The sequence below is a fragment of the uncultured Polaribacter sp. genome (assembly GCF_947495205.1).
Taxonomy (GTDB): Bacteria; Bacteroidota; Bacteroidia; order Flavobacteriales; family Flavobacteriaceae; genus Polaribacter.
Map to the genome: position 1 here is coordinate 64919 of NZ_CANLXV010000002.1, position 20667 is coordinate 85585.

Annotated in this window: 22 protein-coding genes and 1 tRNA gene; 13 read left to right on the forward strand and 10 right to left on the reverse strand. The window is 29.3% G+C overall.

The window, feature by feature from the left end:
- Positions 1-1281 carry a hypothetical protein gene (locus tag Q0762_RS02440; RefSeq protein WP_298763250.1) on the reverse strand — a complete coding sequence of 427 codons (1281 nt, stop codon included), beginning with the start codon at positions 1279-1281 and terminating at the stop codon, positions 1-3.
- Positions 1278-2006 carry a type III pantothenate kinase gene (locus Q0762_RS02445; RefSeq protein WP_298763252.1) on the reverse strand — a complete coding sequence of 243 codons (729 nt, stop codon included), beginning with the start codon at positions 2004-2006 and terminating at the stop codon, positions 1278-1280. The genes Q0762_RS02440 and Q0762_RS02445 overlap by 4 nt, the downstream gene beginning before the upstream one ends.
- Positions 2007-2106: 100 nt before the next feature.
- On the opposite strand from Q0762_RS02445, the gene Q0762_RS02450 reads away from it, so the two are divergent.
- Positions 2107-2179 (forward strand) — tRNA-Phe (locus tag Q0762_RS02450).
- 232 nt (positions 2180-2411) lie between these two features.
- Positions 2412-3374, forward strand: a complete 963-nt coding sequence (locus tag Q0762_RS02455) for an ROK family protein (protein ID WP_298763254.1) — start codon at positions 2412-2414, stop codon at positions 3372-3374.
- A 63-nt stretch (positions 3375-3437) separates the two neighbouring features.
- Here Q0762_RS02455 and Q0762_RS02460 read toward each other — a convergent pair whose 3' ends face one another.
- The 5 genes from Q0762_RS02460 to Q0762_RS02480 all read right to left on the reverse strand — a co-directional run bounded on the left by Q0762_RS02460 (position 3438) and on the right by Q0762_RS02480 (position 7762).
- Positions 3438-4292 (reverse strand): pseudouridine synthase, encoded by an 855-nt coding sequence (locus Q0762_RS02460; RefSeq protein WP_298763256.1) that lies wholly within the window; start codon positions 4290-4292, stop codon positions 3438-3440.
- Positions 4293-4330: 38 nt separating this feature from the next.
- The gene (locus Q0762_RS02465; RefSeq protein ID WP_298763257.1) at positions 4331-5248 is read right to left on the reverse strand and encodes a geranylgeranylglycerol-phosphate geranylgeranyltransferase; all 918 of its coding nucleotides are present in this window, start codon (positions 5246-5248) and stop codon (positions 4331-4333) included.
- 7 nt (positions 5249-5255) lie between these two features.
- Positions 5256-6182: a mevalonate kinase gene (locus tag Q0762_RS02470; RefSeq protein WP_298763259.1), complete on the reverse strand. Its 927-nt coding sequence runs from the start codon at positions 6180-6182 to the stop codon at positions 5256-5258.
- 66 nt (positions 6183-6248) lie between these two features.
- Positions 6249-6650, reverse strand: coding sequence for a hypothetical protein (locus Q0762_RS02475; protein WP_298763261.1), 402 nt, complete (start codon positions 6648-6650; stop codon positions 6249-6251).
- A gap of 11 nt (positions 6651-6661) precedes the next feature.
- Complete coding sequence (locus tag Q0762_RS02480; protein WP_298763262.1) at positions 6662-7762, reverse strand: diphosphomevalonate decarboxylase; 1101 nt, start codon at positions 7760-7762, stop codon at positions 6662-6664.
- A 75-nt stretch (positions 7763-7837) separates the two neighbouring features.
- On the opposite strand from Q0762_RS02480, the gene Q0762_RS02485 reads away from it, so the two are divergent.
- Positions 7838-8443: a thiamine diphosphokinase gene (locus tag Q0762_RS02485; RefSeq protein WP_298763264.1), complete on the forward strand. Its 606-nt coding sequence runs from the start codon at positions 7838-7840 to the stop codon at positions 8441-8443.
- A gap of 10 nt (positions 8444-8453) precedes the next feature.
- Positions 8454-8687, forward strand: coding sequence for a hypothetical protein (locus tag Q0762_RS02490; protein WP_298763266.1), 234 nt, complete (start codon positions 8454-8456; stop codon positions 8685-8687).
- Here the strand turns inward: Q0762_RS02490 and Q0762_RS02495 are convergent.
- Complete coding sequence (locus tag Q0762_RS02495; protein ID WP_298763267.1) at positions 8684-9457, reverse strand: alpha/beta fold hydrolase; 774 nt, start codon at positions 9455-9457, stop codon at positions 8684-8686. The two genes, Q0762_RS02490 and Q0762_RS02495, sit on opposite strands and share 4 nt — an antisense overlap.
- 85 nt (positions 9458-9542) lie before the next feature.
- The gene (locus Q0762_RS02500; protein ID WP_298763268.1) at positions 9543-10256 is read right to left on the reverse strand and encodes a pyridoxine 5'-phosphate synthase; all 714 of its coding nucleotides are present in this window, start codon (positions 10254-10256) and stop codon (positions 9543-9545) included.
- A 60-nt stretch (positions 10257-10316) separates the two neighbouring features.
- Here Q0762_RS02500 and Q0762_RS02505 point away from each other — a divergent pair, with 60 nt between their 5' ends.
- From Q0762_RS02505 to murI, 8 genes are all read left to right on the forward strand, one after another.
- Entirely contained in the window at positions 10317-10976 is a 660-nt protein-coding gene (locus Q0762_RS02505) for a CBS domain-containing protein (RefSeq protein ID WP_298763269.1), read from the forward strand.
- 79 nt (positions 10977-11055) lie between these two features.
- The gene (locus Q0762_RS02510) at positions 11056-11955 is read left to right on the forward strand and encodes an NAD kinase (protein ID WP_298763271.1); all 900 of its coding nucleotides are present in this window, start codon (positions 11056-11058) and stop codon (positions 11953-11955) included.
- 106 nt (positions 11956-12061) lie between these two features.
- Positions 12062-12739: a DUF6089 family protein gene (locus Q0762_RS02515; RefSeq protein ID WP_298763272.1), complete on the forward strand. Its 678-nt coding sequence runs from the start codon at positions 12062-12064 to the stop codon at positions 12737-12739.
- 1 nt (position 12740) lies between these two features.
- Positions 12741-13484: an isoprenyl transferase gene (locus Q0762_RS02520; protein ID WP_298763273.1), complete on the forward strand. Its 744-nt coding sequence runs from the start codon at positions 12741-12743 to the stop codon at positions 13482-13484.
- Between the two features lie 7 nt (positions 13485-13491).
- The gene (gene bamA, locus Q0762_RS02525) at positions 13492-16050 is read left to right on the forward strand and encodes an outer membrane protein assembly factor BamA (protein WP_298763274.1); all 2559 of its coding nucleotides are present in this window, start codon (positions 13492-13494) and stop codon (positions 16048-16050) included.
- A gap of 63 nt (positions 16051-16113) precedes the next feature.
- Complete coding sequence (locus tag Q0762_RS02530; protein ID WP_298763275.1) at positions 16114-16905, forward strand: OmpH family outer membrane protein; 792 nt, start codon at positions 16114-16116, stop codon at positions 16903-16905.
- A gap of 36 nt (positions 16906-16941) precedes the next feature.
- A complete protein-coding gene (locus tag Q0762_RS02535; RefSeq protein ID WP_298763277.1) occupies positions 16942-17472 on the forward strand; it encodes an OmpH family outer membrane protein in 531 nt (176 codons plus the stop codon).
- Positions 17473-17538: 66 nt separating this feature from the next.
- Positions 17539-18336 (forward strand): glutamate racemase, encoded by a 798-nt coding sequence (gene murI / locus Q0762_RS02540; RefSeq protein WP_298763279.1) that lies wholly within the window; start codon positions 17539-17541, stop codon positions 18334-18336.
- Here murI and Q0762_RS02545 read toward each other — a convergent pair.
- Positions 18333-19322, reverse strand: a complete 990-nt coding sequence (locus tag Q0762_RS02545; protein WP_298763280.1) for a type IX secretion system membrane protein PorP/SprF — start codon at positions 19320-19322, stop codon at positions 18333-18335. The genes murI and Q0762_RS02545 overlap by 4 nt on opposite strands.
- 633 nt (positions 19323-19955) lie before the next feature.
- Here Q0762_RS02545 and Q0762_RS02550 point away from each other — a divergent pair.
- The gene (locus Q0762_RS02550) at positions 19956-20603 is read left to right on the forward strand and encodes a response regulator transcription factor (RefSeq protein ID WP_298763281.1); all 648 of its coding nucleotides are present in this window, start codon (positions 19956-19958) and stop codon (positions 20601-20603) included.
- The last annotated feature ends 64 nt before the right edge of the window (positions 20604-20667 follow it).

Sequence of the window (20667 nt, forward strand, 5' to 3'; positions counted from 1 at the left end):
TTAATCAATTTTTCTTTTTATAAACCATCTTTCACTTAAAGAGAGACTTAATCTAAAGTTGAAGTAATTTTCTTGAATTAGGTTGTTAGCTGTTGTACCTCTTTTACCATATTCTAAGCCCAAATTAACTGAAGAAAGACGTTTTAATGGTAATCCTAAACCAAAAGATATGCCAAAGTCTTCAATTGAAGTAAAATTTGTACCTAAACCTGTACCGTCTACAGCCAAACCTACGTTTTCATATTTTAAACCAGCTCTATAAGTTATTCTATTCCAATAACTTGAAATAGAATTTATTTTTGGTAAATAAAAACCTCCTAAAGATATTCTATTTGAACCTTCGTACCTGTATGCATTTATGCTATTGTTAATACCTATAGCTTCTATTGCATCTTGATTTTCATATTCTGCACCAACGTACCATTTATCATATTTTCCAATACCAATACCAAAAACAGACTTTATAGGAAATCTATATTTGCCGTTTAATGCAGTATTGCTTAATGTATCTCTAGATACTTCTCCCCCAGCATTTATGGTTAAAGAATATAGAAACTCATTTCCAGAGACATTTAGGTCGTTTCCTAGTTTTACACTTGCACCAGCATCTACGTGTAAATTATCTTTGATGTCCTTTTTATATTGCGCACCAAGTTTTATAGAATTACCTCTTAAATTATAATCTTCTTCATATCTAGTTGCTAAAGCCACATTGTCTCTTTGGTTGGTAATTAAGTTTTCTGAGTTACCAAAGCTAAAATCAGCCTCAAGACCTAAAGCAAATTCTTTAGTTAACTTTATACCAAAACTACCATATATTCTGCTAACGCCACCATTTCCATTATATGCAGTTACAGCTTCTAATTCTCCTGCGTTGTTAAAACTTTCGTTTAACAATACATAACCAATAGAAGAAATTGGTTGCAGACCAAAAGAAAAACCAGCGCTTTCACCTATTGGAAACCCCAATGCTAAATAATTTAAACTAGTAGATAAAGAACTTTGACTTGAATTTGCCGTTTTAACCGTTAAGTTTGTATTTAAAGCTCCTAAAGTGTAAGTGGTTTCTCTTAAAAAAGCATTTGCAGCAGGATTGGTAAAATTTAAATATTTATAATGATTGTAAGCTACACCAATACCTCCCATACTGTTTTGTTCTACTGTTCTAGGACTGTATCTTTCACCAATACCGAAAAAAGAATAGGGAGAAGAACTGTTTCTTTGCGCTACTAAAGCAGTAGAAGTTATTAATAAACAAACTACAAAAATCTTTCTTATCATTTGTGTGCGTTAAGTTTCAATATTTCATTTAATCCTTGCAGGACAAAATTTTGAGTGGCAAATATGCTACTTTTTAATTGTTTTGACAAGAAATTTGTGTCACCTCCTGTTAAAACAACTGTTAAATCCAAATATTTTTGTTTGTACCTAAAAATCAAACCATCTATCTCTGCAACAACTCCGTTTAAAACGCCAGAAACAATACTTTCATATGTGTTTTTACCTGTTAAATTTTCTAATTCTAAATTAGAAATTAATGGTAAATTGGCTGTAAATGCGTTTAATGATTTATACCTCAGTTTAATTCCTGGAGAAATTGCTCCACCTAAATATTCTTTTTTTGTATTTACAAAATCAAACGTAATACAAGTACCTGCATCTATAATTAAAACGTTTTTATTGGGATATTGTTTTACTGCAGCTGCTACTAATGCAATTCTATCAATTCCTAAAGTTTTTGGTGTTTTATATAAATTGATAAAAGGAATTTGAGATTCATGAGAAATCACATGAAAATTGATGATTTTTTTGAGTTGAATCATCTTTTTTTCTGAAACTGAAGCTACGTTAGAGATAATTCCGACTGAAATAATATATTTTTTTGCAATTTTTTTAATTTCTGAAATAATTATTTTTTTCTCAAAAACAACAAAATCAACTAACTTATCCTCCTTAAAAACAGCTACTTTAACTCTTGTATTCCCAATATCTACAGCTAGATTCATTTGTGTATTTTTTATAAAAAATAAAAATTAATTAGAATTTTTTTTAAATTTCTTTAGCAAATGTAAAAAAACATTTTATATTTGCATCCGCTAAGGCAATGGTACCTTAGCTCAGTTGGTAGAGCAAAGGACTGAAAATCCTTGTGTCCCTGGTTCGATTCCTGGAGGTACCACTTAAAAACCCGAGTTTTACTCGGGTTTTTTTTGCTTTAATCTAAAATAATCAGTTTACGATTAATTGAAATACCTGTTAACATACTTTTTTACATTTTTTCTTAATAAACGTATTACCCTTATTTTATTTCTTCCCTAAATCAGCTCTTAACAAAACTAAGGTAAACATTTATTTTCTTGTTTTATACTGATGATTTTTATAGATTCGAACTTTATATAAATTCAAAGAAAATGGAATTAGTAGTTGGTATAGATATTGGTGGCACAAAAACTAAGATAGGTTTAGTTAACAAGGATGGAGATAGTATTGTTCATGATTTTTTTAGAACCAAAGAATATCCAAATATTGATGACTTTATACTAAAAATAAAAGCTGTTGTAAATCAATTAATTGCCAAAACAACCACCAACGTTTCTTTACTTGGTGTTGGTATTGGAGCACCTAATGCCTCTAGTAAAAAAGGAACTATAGAAAATGCAGCCAATTTAGTATGGAAAGGAAGCACACCTATTGTTGCTAAATTAAAAGAGCATATGAACCTCCCAATAAAACTTATGAATGATGCCAGCGCTGCAACATTAGGAGAAATGCTTTTTGGACATGCAAAAGGTATGCAAGACTTTATATTAATTACACTAGGAACTGGTCTAGGAAGTGGAATTGTTGCAAACGGTAAGTTAATTGATGGTTTTAACGGATTTGCTGGAGAACTAGGTCATGTAGATATTGCTACAGATGGCATGCGTTTAACTGGTTTAGGTGTAAAAGGTGGTTTAGAAGCTTACGTTTCTGCTACAGGTCTTAAAAGAACAATAATGTACATGTTAAGCATATACATGGAAGATAGTATTTTTAGAAACATAGCCTATAATGATTTACATGGAGAGGATATTACAAAAGCTGCAGAAGAAGGAGATTTTATTGCCATAAAAGCATTTGATTATACTTGCAGAATTCTAGGAAAAGCATTGGCTAATTTTACTACTTTCTCTCAACCAGAAGCTTTTTTCTTGTTAGGTGGTTTAACCAGCAGCGATAAATGGATTTTTGAAGGAACAAAAAAATATATGGAAGAATATCTTCTAGAAATTTATAAAGGAGATGTAAAAATTTTACCTTCTGGTATGCATGGGAAAAACGCAGCTATATCTGGTGCAGCTGCATTAATTTGGCAAGATTTTAAAAATAAATAAAACCAAAAAAAACACCTTTAAACAAGAATTAAAGGTGTTTTTTTTTAAGACAAAAGCTATAATTTAAGACATTTTCTTCAAATTAGAAACCTCTAAATTAGTTAACTCTCTCCACCTACCTCTTGGTAAATTTTTCTTAGTTAATTCTGCAAAAATTACACGATCTAATTTATTTACTTTATAACCAACGTGTTCAAATATTTTACGAACAATTCTATTTCTACCAGAATGAATTTCGATACCAATTTCTGTTTTTGGTTCTCCATTTACATAAGAAACTGCATCTATAAAAACTTTTCTCCCTTCTATAATTACTTCACCACGCAGTTTTTCTAAATCTCTTAACTCTAACTTTCTATCTAAAGAAGCCTGATATAATTTACGTACATTATGCTTTGGATGAGTTAGCTTTTTTGCCAAATCTCCATCATTTGTAAACAACAACAAACCTGTTGTATTTCTATCTAAACGCCCAACAGGATATATTCTTTCTTTTGATGCATTTGCAATTAATTCCATTACCGTTTTTCTACCACGATCATCATCCATAGTAGTAATGTAATTTTTGGGTTTGTTTAAAAGCACATACTTTTTTTCCTCTGGCGTAATAGAAGTACCATCAAAACGAACAATATCATCTGGTTGCACTTTATAACCCATTTCTGTAACTAACTGCCCATTAACCTCTACACTACCATGCTCTATATACGTATCTGCTTCTCTTCTAGAGCAAATACCAGAATTGGCTATGTATTTGTTTAATCTTATACCAGATGAAGTATCTGCTTTTTTAGTTGCAGTTATTTTCGAAGTAGTTTTTTTAGATGTTTTTCTATCTAAAGGTTTTCTTTTTCTGCTTAGAGGTGTATTTTTTTTTCCTTCTTGTCGTCCTCTCGACGAGTTTCTATTTGAATTCATTATTAAAATTTTTGCAAAGGTAGCACTATTCTTTAAACTTAGTTTAATCTTAGAATTACTTTATCTAATAATAAAGAAGTATCTATAAAAATTAAACACAAAACACCTATTAAAAGTAGCAATTTAAGTACATTATGCAACATTCTATATTGATTTTTTGCAACCGACTTCCAAAGAAAGAAAGCAACAATTATTAATACAACAGCTGTAAAGTAAAAGTAGTAACACATATATCCTAAATCTGAATAAACTAACAATATATAAATAGGAAAAGCGGTAAATATCAATAAAAAAACTGCTAACTTTTTGGTTTTCTTTTCACCATAAACTACGGGGAATGTTTTGTAATTATTGGCAATTGCACCTTTTAAATTTTCTAAATCTTTAATTAATTCTCTTACCATAATTATTAAAAAAAGAAACCCTGCATGAACAAAAATAATTTTCGAAAAATTATCAAAGTAAATAAAAACTGCAAAAAAAGGTGTTATGGTTAATGATGTAGCCGTAAAAATACCTAAAAACGGATATTTCTTTAGCTTATGAGAATACAACCAGATAAAAAATATAAACGTAGCAAAAAATAAAGCTGCTCTCCAAGAAATAAGCATACCAAAACTAAAACCTATAAAATTCAACAAAAAATAGAGCCTTAGTTTTGTGGTTTGTCTAATGTAATTGTCTAAACCCGTTTTAACAGGTCTATTAATTCTATCTACTTTAATATCGTAAAAGTTATTAATAATGTAACCGCCTGCAATTACAAATACGCATGCCAGTACTAAAAATAATAAATGAACATCTAAAACAACGTCGTGCAAAGATTTGGTTGGAGAAAAAATAAAAATTGCTGCTAAATACTGTGCAACTACTAATACTAAAATGTTATAACCTCTAACGGCAGAAAATAAACTAAAAAATTTTAGAATTATTTGTTTCGCTTTTAAGGTTTTCATGTGGATTTTAGAATCTATAAACCAGTTCTAATTTATAATCTTTTAAGCTTTTTTGTGCTTTTTCATAATCTTCAGTAAAACCTAAAATGTAACCACCACCACCAGAGCCACAAAGTTTTAAGTAATAATCATTAGTAGCAATACCATTTTCCCAAATTTTATGAAAAGCGTTTGGTATCATTGGTTTAAAATTCTTTAAAACTATCTTAGATAAAGATTTTACATTTCCAAAAAGAGATTTTACATTTCCTTGTAAAAAATCTTCAATACAAGCATCTGTTGTAGTGGCAAATTCTTCACTAATCATTTTTCTGAAACCTTCATTTTTCATCTTATTCATAAAAAGGTTTACCATTGGTTCTGTTTCACCAATTTGTTCAGAATCTAATAGAAAAACGGCTCCTTTGCCTTCTTTTTGTGAAGGTATACCAGCAGGCTCTACATTGTCTTTAGAATTGATTAAAATTGGCAAGCTTAAATAACTATTTAGAGGATCTAAACCAGAGCTTTTTCCATGAAAAAAAGATTCCATTAAAGAGAATATCTGTTTTAATTTCAATAATTTATCTCTTGTTAAGTTTTCTAAAACGGTAATTTTTTCAGTTGCATACTTATCATAAATAGAAGCCACTAACGCACCAGAACTTCCTACGCCATAACCTTGTGGAATAGACGAATCAAAATACATTCCATTATCTAAATCCTTTTTAAAATCTACCAAATTAAATGTTACTAAATTCGTATTTAAACTTTTTAAGTAAACATATAATTTTTGCAGATGCCCGTTAGATTCTTTTGCTTTACCCATTAAATTTTCTTGAGATTTTAATGCGCCTCTATAAGCGTTAAATGGTATTGCTAAACCTTTAGAATCTTTAATAATTCCGTATTCTCCAAAAAGCAGAATTTTAGCATAAAATAAGGGTCCTTTCATTATTTCTTTATCTAGTAATACAAAAGTACAAAATTAATAACCAATGCATTAGAGTTTAACTAAACTTTATTCATTCTTATAAAAAATTTTCCAAACACCTACCTTTTCACCTTTACTATACTTTCCTTTTTGTTTAATTTTTCCGTTTTTATGATAGGTTTTAAAAACACCATCTTTTAAACCATCTTTATAAATACCAGCAACTTTAACTTCACCAGAAGGATAAAAGCTAAAAAAAAGACCCTCTTTTTTATTATTTCTAAAATGATAAGTTCTTGCTTTTTCACCAGAAATTAAATAATCTGTAGCCAACTGTTTTTTGTTATTTTTAATTACAAAAACACGATAAAAACTAGCATTTTCTTTAGCTACAATAGCTTCTTTTGCGTTTAACCAAATTTTTTCTTGTGCAGAAAAATTTAAGATTGAAAAACAACTAGCAACAAGAAATAGGAAAAATAATTTCATAATTTAAAATATTAAAGCTGTTTTGCACCTAAACCAACATTATCTAAAATGTATTGATTATTCTGGCAAAAAACAGCCAATTCTTTTGCTATAAATGCGTTAACGCTTTCTTTTTCATTTTCAGGATACAATACATGTACATTTGCGCCTGCATCTAAAGTAAAACAAATATTACTCTCATTTTCTACTCTATATTGCCAAATTTTATCAATAATCTTTAACGTATTTGGTTTCATTAAAATAAAATAAGGGTGGCTAGTCATCATCATTGCATGCAAGGTTAATGCTTCACTTTCTACTAAACTTACAAATGCTTTAACATCTCCGTTTTGAAGAATCATAGCCATGTTTTCCAAATTTTTATTGGCATCTTCAAAACGCACTTTAGCATATGCGTGGTTGTTCATTAAATTGTGTCCAACAGTGCTAGAAACTTGTTTTTCGCCTTTATCTACTAACAAAATTGCATCTTGATAATTGTTAAAAATAGCCGCTACTTTTTTATTGAATTTTACCCCAAATAAATCTGATGAATCTTCAACTGAACTATTTTTACCCCAAACTACTAATGGCCCTTCTATACTTCTACTTGCACTACCAGAGCCCAAACGTGCTAAAAAAGAAGCTTTTTTATTGATAAATTCGTTTTCTAAAGCTGGGTTTAGTTGTTTTTCTAAACTCATTAAACACATAGCAATTGCACTTAAACCACTCGCAGATGAAGCAATTCCGCTAGAATGTGGAAAAGAATTTTCTGAATTGATTGTCATTTTATAATCAAAAATATAAGGACAATATGCTTGCACACGTTTAAAAAATTCAGCAATTTTTGGTTTAAATTCCTCTTTCTTTTTTCCTTCAAAAAACAAATCAAAATCAATTTGAGTGTAAGATGTTGCATCAAGTTCCGATTTCGATTTTTTTTGAAAATCTACAGTAGTAATGGTATGGCAATTGTTTAACGTAAAACTTATAGATGCGTTTTTTGGTATTTGAGGGTTTGTTTTTCCCCAATATTTTACCAAAGCAATATTACTTGGTGTTTGCCATGTAAAACTTGTATTTTCTATTTCTTTTGTAATTTCCTGCGGAATAAATTCTGATATATTCAAACTTCTAATTTTAAATCAAAGATAAAACTAATTGTGTTAAAAATAGAGTTAAGATTTTTAAGTATTTTTGTTGCTATGCAAAACAAACTCGTTTTTTTATTATTGAATGGTGATGCACCTAAAAAAAAACCAAACACATCTAAATACGATTTAATTTGCGCAACAGATGGTGCTTATAATTACTTAAAAAAACACCATATTCAGCCTAATTTTATCAGTGGCGATTTTGATTCAATAATTAAAATACCTGCTAAAATTAATACTTTAGAAACACCAAACCAAGACTATACAGATTTTGATAAAATTTTAAAAATTCTTTTTGATAAAGGCTATTACAATATTGATGTTTTTGGCGCTAGTGGCAAAGAACAAGATCATTTTCTTGGAAATTTAAACACGGCCATTACTTGGAGAAAAAAATTAAAACTTACTTTTTTTGACGATTATGGCTCTTATTTTTTGGCAGACAAAACTACAAACATCTCAGATTGTATAGACAAAACGGTTTCCTTAATTCCGTTTCCTACAGCAAAAAACATTACTACAAAAGGTTTGCAATACGCTTTAAATGGAGAAGATTTAAAATTTGGAAAACGAATTGGCACAAGAAACAAAGCCGTAAAAAACCAGATAGAAATTACCTTTACAAAAGGGAATTTATTTATCTTCATTAACAAATAAAAACAACCAAATGCATAGAAAAATAAAACTTCTTTGGGATTTTAGAGGTCCTGATGCTAAAGAAACTGCCAAACACCACACCATACATTTAAAAGAATTTGCAGATTTAGAAAACCTCTCTTTTCATGAAATAGCTATTCAAGAAAAAAACGAAATGTTAGTTTCTGCTTTTATCACCGTAAATGAAACTGATTTAAAAATTTATAGAGATACTTTAAAACCACATCGTGGCACCGTTGCTTAACCTAAATAAGCAAGCACTTTGTTATAAAATTGTTTCGGATTTTCTGCATGTAGCCAATGGCCAGCTTTCTCAATGGTTACTATATTCGCTTTAGGAAAATGCGCTTCAATTATAGGTTTTTCATTTTCCGTAATATAATCAGACTTTTCTCCTTTTAAAAAGAGTGTTTCTTTCTCAAATACTGTAAAAGAAGGCAACGCCTCACCTACTTCAGGATTATTTTTTGTTAAAGAATCTAAATTAAAGCGGTAATCTAAAACACCTTTTTCTTTCCAATAAACATTCTTTAGTAAAAATTGCCTTACACCAAGCTCTGGTATTAAATCGCTTAATTTTTTATCTACCTTTCCTCTAGTATTTTCTATAGAAAAATCTACAGAATTTAGCGCTGCTAAAATTGCATTATGGTGTGGCGCATATTTTCTTGGAGAAATATCTGCAACAATTAATTTAGCTAATAATTCAGGATAAGTTACAGCAAATAACATGGCTGTTTTACCACCCATAGAATGCCCAATAATAAAAACATTCTCTAAATTATGAAACTGTATATAATTGTACAAATCTTCTACTAAAACTTCATAATTAAAAGTTGCTGCATGAAAACTTCTTCCATGATTTCTTTGATCTATTAAATGTACTTGATAGTTTTCTGAAAACTGATTTCCTAAAGTTTTCCAATTATCTGACATACCAAAATAACCGTGTAAAATTAACAATGGTTTTCCATTGCCTATAATTGTTGCGTTTAAAATAGGGTTTTTAGACATTTTAATTTTTTAGATGGTTAAATGGCGTTTTCAATAAATAAAATCACAAACAGATATACGTATAAACAAATTATAAACTTTAAAACTACTTTAGTTTATGCAAATACATATTTACTACATTTTCTAAACCTAAATACAAACTCTCTGCAATTAAAGCATGCCCAATAGAAACTTCTGCTAAATTGGGTATATTTTGCTTAAAAAACTGAATGTTATCTAAACTTAAATCGTGACCAGCGTTTATGCCCAAACCTAATTCATGCGCCAAAACAGCAGCATCTGTATAGGGTTTTACCGCCTGTTTATTTCCTTTTTCAAACTGCGATGCAAATTCTTCTGTATACAATTCAATTCTGTTTGTACCTGTTTTTGCTGCAGCTTCAATTAATTTTAAATCGGTATCTATAAATATTGATGTTCTAATGTGATTACTTTGAAATTCTTGAATTACTTCCTGTAAAAAAGATTGATGTTCAATAGTATTCCAACCTGCATTAGACGTTATTGCATCAACAGCATCTGGCACCAAAGTAACTTGCGTAGGTTTGGTTTCTAGTACTAAATCTATAAAAGATTGTATAGGATTACCTTCTACATTAAACTCTGTAGTAACCGTAGTTGCTAAATCTCTAGCGTCTTGGTATTTTATGTGTCTTTCATCTGGTCTTGGATGAATTGTAATGCCTTCTCCACCAAAACCCTCTATATCTTTGGCAACTTTTAATAAATTTGGTACATTTCCACCACGAGAATTCCTTAAAGTTGCTATTTTATTAATATTTACACTTAACTTTGTCATTGTATTTATTTAAAGCACAAAGATAATTCATTAAATCATTTTATCCTATCTTCGTAAGGCATGAACATTACAGATTATATTTTAAATGAAATTAAACCCTTAAACTTAAAAATTAAGGTAAATGATGCTAAAAAAATATTTGATAATTTTCCAATAACTCACTTCCCTGTTATAGAAAACGGAAAATTATTAGGTTCTTTTGCAGAAGATGATATTCATACAATTGAAAATAAAGGCACTGAGCTAGTTGCCTACAACCACCTTTTAAATACTTTTTTTGCAGACGAAAAAGCTACTATTTTAGAATTATTAAAAATTTTTGCAGACAACGACTCTAATATAATACCTGTTTTAGATAAAGAGAAAAATTATATGGGTTATTATGATTTGTGTGATGTTTTAGACGTCTTTTCTACAAGTCCTTTTATGATAGAGCATAGTGAAACTTTAATTATAGAAAAATATGAAAGTGATTATTCTATGAGCCAAATTTCGCAAATTGTAGAATCTAATGATGGCAAACTACTAGGGCTTTATCTTTCTCAACGAAAAGACAATAATGTACAAATTACCTTAAAAATAGTTGCAAAAGATATTAATGAAATTATGCACACGTTTAGAAGATATGATTATAAAATAATCTCTACGCATGAAAATGATATATATCTAGAAGATTTAAAAAACAGATCTGATTATTTGCAAAAGTATTTAGAAATGTAATAGTAATTGTTAGTAGTTTTAAAAACTAACCCTTTCTAAATAGTTAAAAGAAATTTATAAAATAAAACATTGTAAAAAATTGAAAAAAGTGGCAATTTACGGTCAGTCTTACTCCATTTCAGCAGAAAAAGAAATTAAAATTCTTTTAACTGTTTTAGAAGAAAACAACATTACATGTTACATAGAAACCGCTTTTTACAACCTACTGGTAAAAGGTGAAATTCTAGATAAAACATACCCTACATTTTCTCATTTTAACCAATTAGACAACTCGTTCGATTTTATGTTTACCCTTGGTGGAGATGGTACTATTTTAAGAGCTGTAACCTATATAAGAAGTTTAAATATTCCTATTTTAGGCATAAACACAGGTAGACTAGGTTTTTTAGCAACCATAAATAAGTATACAATTAAAGAAAGTATTGCCCTTATTTTAAAAGGAGATTATACCACACAAGAAAGAACATTACTATCTGTAAAAACTAGCCCAGAATCTAAAGATATAGGAGAGCTTAACTTTGCTTTAAACGAAATTACAATTGCCAGAAAAAACACCACTTCTATGATAGGTGTAACCACGAATTTAAACAACGAATATCTTACCAATTATTGGGCAGATGGCTTAATAATTGCAACACCCACAGGCTCTACAGGTTATTCATTAAGTTGCAATGGACCCGTAATTTCTCCAGATTCTAAAAATTTAGTAATTACACCCATTGCACCACATAATTTAAACGCAAGATCTATGGTAATTTCAGATGAAACCAGCATTCAGTTAGAGGTAGATTCTAGAGAAAAAGATTTTTTAATTTCTTTAGACTCTAGAATAGCAACTGTACCAGAAAATACAAAGGTTTTTTTAGAAAAAGCGCCATTTACCATTAAAAGTATCATTCCTAACAATCAATCTTTTTTACAAACCCTACGGAGTAAATTACTTTGGGGAGAAGATACCAGAAATGAAACCAACCTTTAACTTAAAAATTGCAATAAAACTCTAAAAAAGTAGTTATTCAAAAAAGTATAAATATTAACTTTACAAAGCAAATAGATTTTCCTATATTTGCTCGCTATTTTTTAAGATGAAAAACAGTATTTTATTTCTTGTATTAGTAAGTTTTTGCTCTATAGTTATGGGGCAAGTTTATGAAGTTGGGGTTACTCTAGGAGGCTCTAACTACATAGGAGATGTTGGTAGAACAAATTACATATACCCAAATCAAGTAGCAGGTAATGTGTTTTTTAAGTACAATTACAATCCTAGAGTTGCTCTAAAAGTAACCTATAGCCATTTACCAATTCAAGGAAATGATGCAGATGCAGATACTGATTTTAGACAAAATAGAAATTTTAATTTCAAAAATATAGTTAATGAATTAGCTGCAGGTATAGAGTTTAATTTTTATGAATATGATGTATATTCTCAAGATAAAAACTGGACTCCTTACATTAGCATAGAACTAGCTGCTTTTAATTATAACAAAGTACAAACAGAAGTGCAACCAGGAGAATATATTTTCGAAGATAAAACAGCATTTACTACACCTATTGGAGTTGGTTTTAAATCCCGATTATTTGGTAAGTTTGCGTTTTCTATAGAAACTAAATTTAGATACACTTTTCAAGACGATTTAGATTATTCTACAGAAAGAATAGCTTCCCTAAACTTTAGCGGCACAGGAAATGATTGGTATGTTTTTACTGGTTTTTCTTTAATTTATACTTTTGGAAGACAACCTTGCTACACAAAAGGCTTATAATATGGATAAAAAACTACACATTAACTTAGAAAGAGTACCCAAACACGTTGCCATTATTATGGATGGTAATGGGCGTTGGGCTAAAGGAAGAGGAATGAGTAGGATTTTTGGTCATAAAAATGCTTTAACTGCCGTTAGAGAATCTGTAAAAGCGGCTTCTAAAATTGGTGTAAACGCAATAACGTTATATGCTTTTTCTACTGAAAATTGGAAACGACCAAAACTAGAAGTAGATGCATTAATGAGTTTATTAATAAATTCTCTTAAAAAAGAATTGCCAGATTTTATGCAAAATGGCGTTAAAGTAAACTCCATTGGTTCTACAGATCAACTACCCAAAAACGCGCAAAAAGTTTTAAATGATGTTATTTCTGAAACTAAAAATAACACAGAAATTATACTAACTTTTGCTTTAAGCTATGGCGCTAGAGAAGAAATTGTTAATGCAATCAAAAACATATCTAAAAAAGTTGTTAATAAAGAACTTACTTTAGAAAAAATAGATGAAAACACTATTAATAACCATTTATATACGTTTAATTTGCCCGAAGTAGATTTAATGATAAGAACTAGTGGAGAACAGCGCATTAGTAACTTTTTACTTTGGCAAATGGCTTATGCCGAATTATATTTTACAGATGTACTTTGGCCAGATTTTAGAGAAGCACATTTTTACGACGCAATTATAGATTATCAGAATAGAGAACGAAGATTTGGAAAAACAAGCGAACAAATTACAGAATAGTTTTTTTATGAAATTATTATCTGCAACCCTAGTGTGTTTTACACTATTTTTTAGTTACAACACTAAAGCACAAGTTAAAAAAGATAGTTTAGCTGTTGTAACAAAAGACACCCTACAAACCAACACACCCATTACTTTTGAAAAAGGAAAAGAATACATATTAGGCGGTATTTCTGTTATTGGCTTACAAAAATTTAGTGAAGAAACCGTACGTGTTTTTACAGGTTTAAGATACGGGCAACCCTTAAAATTACCTGGGGACAAACTTACAAGTGCCATCAAAAAACTATATGAAAGTAAGCAATTTAGTGATGTAGATGTTTACTTGGCAAAAATAGATGGCAATACTATTTATTTACAGTTGGATGTACAAGAACTACCTCAACTAAATCAAGTAAAAATTACGGGTGTTAAAAAAGCAAAAATTAAAGAGCTTGTAAAAGAAACAGAATTAAGTCTGGGTAAAATGGTTACAGATAATTTATTGGTAACCACAAAAAACTACATTAAAAAGAAATACACAGACAAAGGTTTTTTAAAAACTAAAGTTTCTTTAGATACCCAAAAAGATACATCAGATATTAATATTGTAAACATGTCTATTTTTATTGATAAAGGCAAAAAAATAAAAATAAAAGACATTAATTTTGAAGGTAATGACGCTGTAAGTTCTAGTACTCTTAAAAAAGCCATGAAAAATACCAAAGAAAAGTTTTTTGGTCGTTTTTGGAAAGGTTCAAAATATATAGAAGAAGAATACCAAGAAGATTTAGAAAGTATTTTAGATAAATATAGCAGATTAGGTTATAGAGATGCACGTATTTTAGAAGAAAATATTTCTTGGAATAATGATAATACCATAGACGTAAATATAAAACTAGAGGAAGGAAGACAATACAGATTTGCAGAAATACTTTATGTTGGAAATAACGAATATACCGATGAGCAATTAGATAGAATTCTAAGAATAGAAAAAGGTGATGTTTACAACGGTGCTGTTTTAAAAGAGCGTGTAAATGGAGATGGCACACCAACCTCACAAGATTTATCTACACTATACCAAGATAATGGTTTCTTATTTTCTCAAGTAAACGCGGTAGAAACTAGAGTTAAAAACGATTCTATTACCGTAGAAATTAGAATAAGAGAAGACGAAAAAGCACGTATTAAAAGAGTAACTGTTTCTGGAAATGATAAAACCAACGATCATGTACTTTTTAGAGAAATTAGAGTAAAACCAGGAGATTTATTTAGCAGAAGTGCAATTATAAGGTCTATTAGAGAAATTGGGCAATTAGGGTTCTTTGATCAAAATGTAACACCAGATGTTATACCCAACTATGAAAATAAAACTACAGATATTAATTTTAATGTAGTAGAAAAAGGTGGTAGCCAAATAGAATTACAAGGTGGTTATGGTGGTGGTGCTTTTATAGGAACTTTAGGATTGTCTTTTAACAATTTTTCTATAAAAAACATACTCAATAAAGAAGCATATAAACCATTACCTATGGGAGATGGTCAAAGTTTATCTTTAAGATTACAAACAAGTAGAACGTTTAGTACCTACAGTTTTTCTTTTACAGAACCATGGTTTGGTGGTAGAAAACCAAAATCTTTATCATTCTCTGTATATCAATCTAACCAATTTCAAATAGACCCACAAACTTTTGATGTTGATAGAGGTAGAAGATTAGGCATTACAGGAGCATCTGTTGGTTTAGGGCAACGTTTAAATTGGCCAGATGACTTTTTTCAATTATCTCAAACCGTTTCTTACCAAAGCTTTCAGCTAAAAAACTATGGTTTTAGAGTAGGTGAAAACGTTTTAAATAGCGGTACTTTAAACAATTTATCGTACAATTTAAACTTATCAAGAAATTCAGCAGGACCTAGTTTAATTTTCCCAACATATGGATCAGAATTTTCTATTGGTGTTAAAGCTACTTTACCTTATTCTTTGTTTTCTGATAAAAATTTCGATCAACCAGCAGGTTTAAACGATGCAGAACAAAATGACTTTTTAGCAGATAAATTTAAATGGTTAGAATACTATAAATTAAACTTTAAAGGAAAATGGTATACTTCCTTTACAGACAAATTAGTATTAATGTCTAATGCAGAATTTGGTTACCTTGGCTTTTATAATAGCGATTTAGGACAAACACCTTTTGAACGTTTCTTTGTTGGTGGAGATGGTATTGCTGTTTTTCAATTAGATGGTAGAGAAGTTGTAGGTTTAAGAGGTTACGAAAACAATAGACTTTCTTCTATAGCAGGAGGTACAATTTATAATAAATTTCAATTAGAATTAAGATATTCTATTACAGATGCACCATCTGCATCTATTTATACCTTAGGATTTTTAGAAGCCGGTAATTCTTATGACAATTTTCAAGAATTTAATCCGTTTAATGTAAAAAGATCAGCTGGTGTTGGTGTAAGAATATTTATGCCTGCCTTTGGTTTATTAGGTATAGATTTTGCACATGGATTTGATCCTTTACCCGGACAAATAGAAAAATCTGGGTGGCAAACACATTTTATAATCGGAAGACAATTCTAGAAAAACTGCACATTTAAAAAGTCTTTAGTTTTTTTGGCACGGTTTTTTCTAAACATATAACAAATGAAAAATATTTATTTATCGCTAGTTCTTTTACTTACTGTTAGTAATACTTGGTCTCAAAGAGGACAAGTTATTGCATATATAGATATGGAATACATTCTAGAAAACGTTCCAGAATATCTAGAAGCACAAAACACCTTAGATGAAAAAGTAGTCAAGTGGAAAAAGCAATTAGATAAAGAAGCTAGGTTTATAGAAGTATTAAAAACAGACTTGGCAAATGAAAAGGCAATTTTAACAAAAGATTTAATTGAAGAAAAAGAAGAAGAAATTGCATTAAAACAAGACGAATTAAGAAGATTAGAGTCTTTATATTTTGGCCCTAGAGGAGATATGTTTAACCTAAGAAAGCAATTGGTTAAGCCAATACAAGACCAAGTATATAATGCAATTCAAAAAATTTCTGCTAGAAAAAAATATGATTTTGTTTTTGATAAATCTAGCGATTTAGTAATGCTATATTCCAATAAAAAATACGATATTAGCGAGCTCGTTTTATCTACCATAGACAGAACTAGATTGGTAGATGAAAAAAATGCTAAAAGGGACGCAAAAAAAGCACCCAAAGTATTAACAGAAAAGCAAAAAGAAATCATTGCTAAAAAAGAAGCTATCGTAGAAAAGAAGCTGTCTGAACAAGAAGCTAAGAAAAAAGCTTTGGCAGAAAGAAGAGCAGAACTTCTTAAAAAGAGAGAAGAAAAAAGAGAATTGCTTAGAAAGAAGAAAGAAGCATTAAAAAAACAAAAAGAAGAAGCTAAGCAAAAGAAAACTAAAAAAGAAGAGCAAAAATAAAATTAAGACAAGAATAATAATTAAATTAAAACAAGAATGAAAAATTTAAAAACTTTACTATTAATTGCTGTATTTACTTTAGGAGTGGCGGGTATTTCAAATGCACAAAAAATAGCACATATAAATTACCAAAGAGTAATAGATAATATGCCAGAAACAAGAGCACTTACTGCAACATTAGAAAAAATTGGTAAAACTTACCAAGGAGAAATAGAAGGTATGCAGAAAAAATTGCAAGCTAAGTTTCAAAAATATGGTGCAGAAGAAGCTACACAGACTCCAGAAAATAATAAAAAAAGAGCAGAAGAAATTCAACTAGAAAGAGTAAAATTAGAACAAGCTCAAAAAGCTGCTTACCAAGAAATGCAAGTAAAGCAAAATGAAGGTTTACAACCAATTGTAAAAAAAGCAGAAAAAGCTATACAAGATGTAGCTGCTGAAAAAGGTGTCTTATATGTCTTTGATGAAAAATCTTTAATTGTAAAGAAGGGCGAAGATTTATATAATGCCGTTAAAGCTAAATTAGGTTTACTTGCAGATAAGCCTTTACCACAACAAACTCGTTAGTAAATTCAAAAAATATTTTTTTTAAAACCTACTTTTTTAAAGTAGGTTTTTTTTATTTTTACAAGAATGGCTAATACAGAAAATGCAATAGGTTTTTTTGATTCAGGTGTTGGTGGTACTTCAATTTGGAAAGAGGTCTTGGCTTTGTTACCACAAGAAAACACCATTTATCTTGCAGATAGTAAAAATGCACCTTATGGCAATAAATCAACAAATAAAATTATAGATTTATGTGTTAAAAACACCAATTTCTTACTTCAAAAAAAATGTAAATTAATAGTAGTTGCCTGCAATACAGCCACTACAAATGCAATAGATTACCTTAGAGCAAATTACACAGTGCCATTTATAGGTATAGAACCTGCAATAAAACCGGCAGCATTACTAACCAAAACTAAAACCATTGGTATTTTAGCTACAAAAGGAACGTTAAATAGTAGTTTATTTGAAAAAACATCTAAAAGCCTTAAAAATGATATTACTATTATTGAAACGATAGGCAAAGGACTTGTAGAACTTATAGAGTCAGGAAAATTGAACTCTAAAGAAATGACTAATCTTTTAAACACTTATTTACAACCGATGTTAAAAAATAATATAGACTCTTTAGTTTTAGGTTGTACCCACTACCCTTATTTAATTCCTCAAATTAGAACTATTGTTGGCGATAAAATTAAAATAATAGATTCTGGTGAAGCTGTTGCCAAACAAACAAAAAATATTTTGACGGAAAATAATCTGTTAAATACTACCACAAAAATTGCAAAACATCAATTATATAGTAATATGAATACTGATGTACTTAAAGCTTTGGTAAACACTACCAAACTTAAAAATAGCAACATTATAGATCAAAATTTTTAAAAACTACCAAAAATAGAATTGATGTTAGGACAAGCAGCTGCTCTTGGCTTTTTTGTCCATAAATTAAATCCTAAAGTTAATTGATGAAAACCACTATCTGCAAATAAAATTTCATTTAACTGTTTTGTGTAGGTATAAGAAAACATAAAATTTTTGAGATTTAAACCTATAATTGGCGAAAAATAAGAAGCATTATCTATGGCATTCTCATCAAAATTTGCTCGGTAAGAAAGCGCTGCCCATACTTGTGCATTTTCTAAAGATTTGTAAACTTTTAAATTAAAATCTGCAAGCCTTTCTCTTGTTCCTTCTCTAAATTGCAGCATTATTGAAGGCTCTAACTGAACAAATTTATCTTCGCCAAAATAATAGCCCGCAGAAAAAATATAATTTCTAAGATCTAATGGTTCTAAAACATTAAGATTGTTTTTTGCCGTTAAAAACAAGTTTTTTACCGTAAAATAGGTAGACAAACCTCCTTTATGATATGCTAAACTAAAATCTGCATTATAATAACTTGTGCTTTCTATTATTTGACTAATTACACCTGGCCTATCTCCTGTAAAACTTCTTTGATCAGATTGGTTTTGTACAAAAGTAAATGCCAATCCAAAAGATAGTTGTTCAAAAAAATTACCATCTCTTAAAGGTAAATGATAAGTATATGCTGCCTGCAAACCTTGTTGAGAATGAAATCCGTTTTTATCATTGAACAAAACTAGGCCATAACCTGCTTTAGAATACTCACCAAACCTAGTATGAAAACTAAGCGTTTGTAAAGCAGGTGCATTAGGTACACCAATCCATTGTTGTCTTGCTGTTAACCTTAACTTACTAGAATTACCAATTCCTGCAGCAGAAGGATGCACTAAAAAAACATTATCCGACAGATAATCTTGATAAATTGGTAACGTTTCTTGTGCCTTATTATCTATAGAAAAGAAAATAATACACAAAAGACAAATTCTTAAATAAGCTAATTTCATTAACGCTAAAGTTTTATAAAGAAGTCAAATATATCATATTTTCAGCAATAATTTGTTTCTAACTGTATATTTAAATACTACTTAAAATAGTAAACGAAAAGGGTGATATTCTATTACATTTATTTCAAATTAATAAAAAAAATCACCTTTAAATACATATTTGTTAATATTTTTATTAACTTTAGTCAATATGATTTTATAATTACTGTAAATTTGCAGACTACATAAAATGAATACTTTTAATTAACCATATCTTAATCCCCCATAAGAAATGCAAAATTCCATAGAAAATACAAGTTAGTTCCAAAAGTTATTTGAAACCCTAAATCTCAGCATTACCTATCAAAATACAATTGGAGAAATCACTAAGATAAATACTGCCATCTTAAATTTATTCCGGTTAAAGCTAAACCAAGTATTAGGTAAAACATTATTTCGAAAAAACAAGAAAGTTATTTTTGAAAATAGGGTTGAGTATGCTGTAAATGACTACCCAAACATAATTACTATTAAAAGCGTTGAACAACTTTTAGGTGAAATAATAATCAAACTAAAAATATACTTGATTAACCCCTAATGCAATACCATTATAAAAAAAAGCATAAAATTAAAAATCTATATATCGTATCTTAAATGTTAAACTCTTCTAAAATAAAAGTTGTATTAATTGATGACCACGAACTAATTAGAGTTGGTTTAAAAAATATATTAGAACAAAAAACAAATATAAAGGTAATTGGTGAAGCTGCTAACGGAAGGGAAGGCGTAAAATTATGCAAAAAATTAGTGCCAGATATTGTACTTATAGCTATTGCAATGCCAGACTTAAATGGCATAGAAGCAACAAAGCAAATTTTAAAACAGAATAATAAAATTAAAATTATTTGTGTTTCTATACATTCTTGTGAACAGTTTGTGCTAAAAATGCTTAATGCAGGCGCTTATGCTTATCTGTTAAAAGATGGAGACTGCTCTGAATTAATTTTGGCCGTAAAAACAGTGCTGCAAAATAAAAAATATTTGGCAAAAGACTTAAATCAAAACTATTTAAAAACAATTAATAATGGTACCCCTATAATAACACATCCTTTAAGTTCTAGAGAAAGAGAGGTCTTACAATTAATTGCAGAAGGTAATTCATCTAAAGAAATAGCATCTGTATTATTTTTAAGTTCAAAAACAATAGATGTACATAGAACTCATATTATGAAAAAATTAGGTTTATTTAGTATTGCAGAATTAACAAAATATGCCATTAAAAACGGAATAACGAACTTGTAGTGTTTCTCTTAAATTTTTAAAAAATAAAGTACCAAAACTATTTGAAAGTATTAAAAACAAAAAG

What these genes read in the sequence shown, in the direction of transcription:
- Q0762_RS02440 (WP_298763250.1), bottom strand. Translation starts at nt 1,281, where the DNA reads ATGATAAGAAAGATTTTTGTAGTTTGTTTATTAATAACTTCTACTGCT.
- Q0762_RS02445 (WP_298763252.1), bottom strand. Translation starts at nt 2,006, where the DNA reads ATGAATCTAGCTGTAGATATTGGGAATACAAGAGTTAAAGTAGCTGTT.
- Q0762_RS02455 (WP_298763254.1), top strand. Translation starts at nt 2,412, where the DNA reads ATGGAATTAGTAGTTGGTATAGATATTGGTGGCACAAAAACTAAGATA.
- Q0762_RS02460 (WP_298763256.1), bottom strand. Translation starts at nt 4,292, where the DNA reads ATGAATTCAAATAGAAACTCGTCGAGAGGACGACAAGAAGGAAAAAAA.
- Q0762_RS02465 (WP_298763257.1), bottom strand. Translation starts at nt 5,248, where the DNA reads ATGAAAACCTTAAAAGCGAAACAAATAATTCTAAAATTTTTTAGTTTA.
- Q0762_RS02470 (WP_298763259.1), bottom strand. Translation starts at nt 6,182, where the DNA reads ATGAAAGGACCCTTATTTTATGCTAAAATTCTGCTTTTTGGAGAATAC.
- Q0762_RS02475 (WP_298763261.1), bottom strand. Translation starts at nt 6,650, where the DNA reads ATGAAATTATTTTTCCTATTTCTTGTTGCTAGTTGTTTTTCAATCTTA.
- Q0762_RS02485 (WP_298763264.1), top strand. Translation starts at nt 7,838, where the DNA reads ATGCAAAACAAACTCGTTTTTTTATTATTGAATGGTGATGCACCTAAA.
- Q0762_RS02490 (WP_298763266.1), top strand. Translation starts at nt 8,454, where the DNA reads ATGCATAGAAAAATAAAACTTCTTTGGGATTTTAGAGGTCCTGATGCT.
- Q0762_RS02495 (WP_298763267.1), bottom strand. Translation starts at nt 9,457, where the DNA reads ATGTCTAAAAACCCTATTTTAAACGCAACAATTATAGGCAATGGAAAA.
- Q0762_RS02500 (WP_298763268.1), bottom strand. Translation starts at nt 10,256, where the DNA reads ATGACAAAGTTAAGTGTAAATATTAATAAAATAGCAACTTTAAGGAAT.
- Q0762_RS02505 (WP_298763269.1), top strand. Translation starts at nt 10,317, where the DNA reads ATGAACATTACAGATTATATTTTAAATGAAATTAAACCCTTAAACTTA.
- Q0762_RS02515 (WP_298763272.1), top strand. Translation starts at nt 12,062, where the DNA reads ATGAAAAACAGTATTTTATTTCTTGTATTAGTAAGTTTTTGCTCTATA.
- Q0762_RS02520 (WP_298763273.1), top strand. Translation starts at nt 12,741, where the DNA reads ATGGATAAAAAACTACACATTAACTTAGAAAGAGTACCCAAACACGTT.
- bamA (WP_298763274.1), top strand. Translation starts at nt 13,492, where the DNA reads ATGAAATTATTATCTGCAACCCTAGTGTGTTTTACACTATTTTTTAGT.
- Q0762_RS02530 (WP_298763275.1), top strand. Translation starts at nt 16,114, where the DNA reads ATGAAAAATATTTATTTATCGCTAGTTCTTTTACTTACTGTTAGTAAT.
- Q0762_RS02535 (WP_298763277.1), top strand. Translation starts at nt 16,942, where the DNA reads ATGAAAAATTTAAAAACTTTACTATTAATTGCTGTATTTACTTTAGGA.
- murI (WP_298763279.1), top strand. Translation starts at nt 17,539, where the DNA reads ATGGCTAATACAGAAAATGCAATAGGTTTTTTTGATTCAGGTGTTGGT.
- Q0762_RS02545 (WP_298763280.1), bottom strand. Translation starts at nt 19,322, where the DNA reads ATGAAATTAGCTTATTTAAGAATTTGTCTTTTGTGTATTATTTTCTTT.
- Q0762_RS02550 (WP_298763281.1), top strand. Translation starts at nt 19,956, where the DNA reads ATGTTAAACTCTTCTAAAATAAAAGTTGTATTAATTGATGACCACGAA.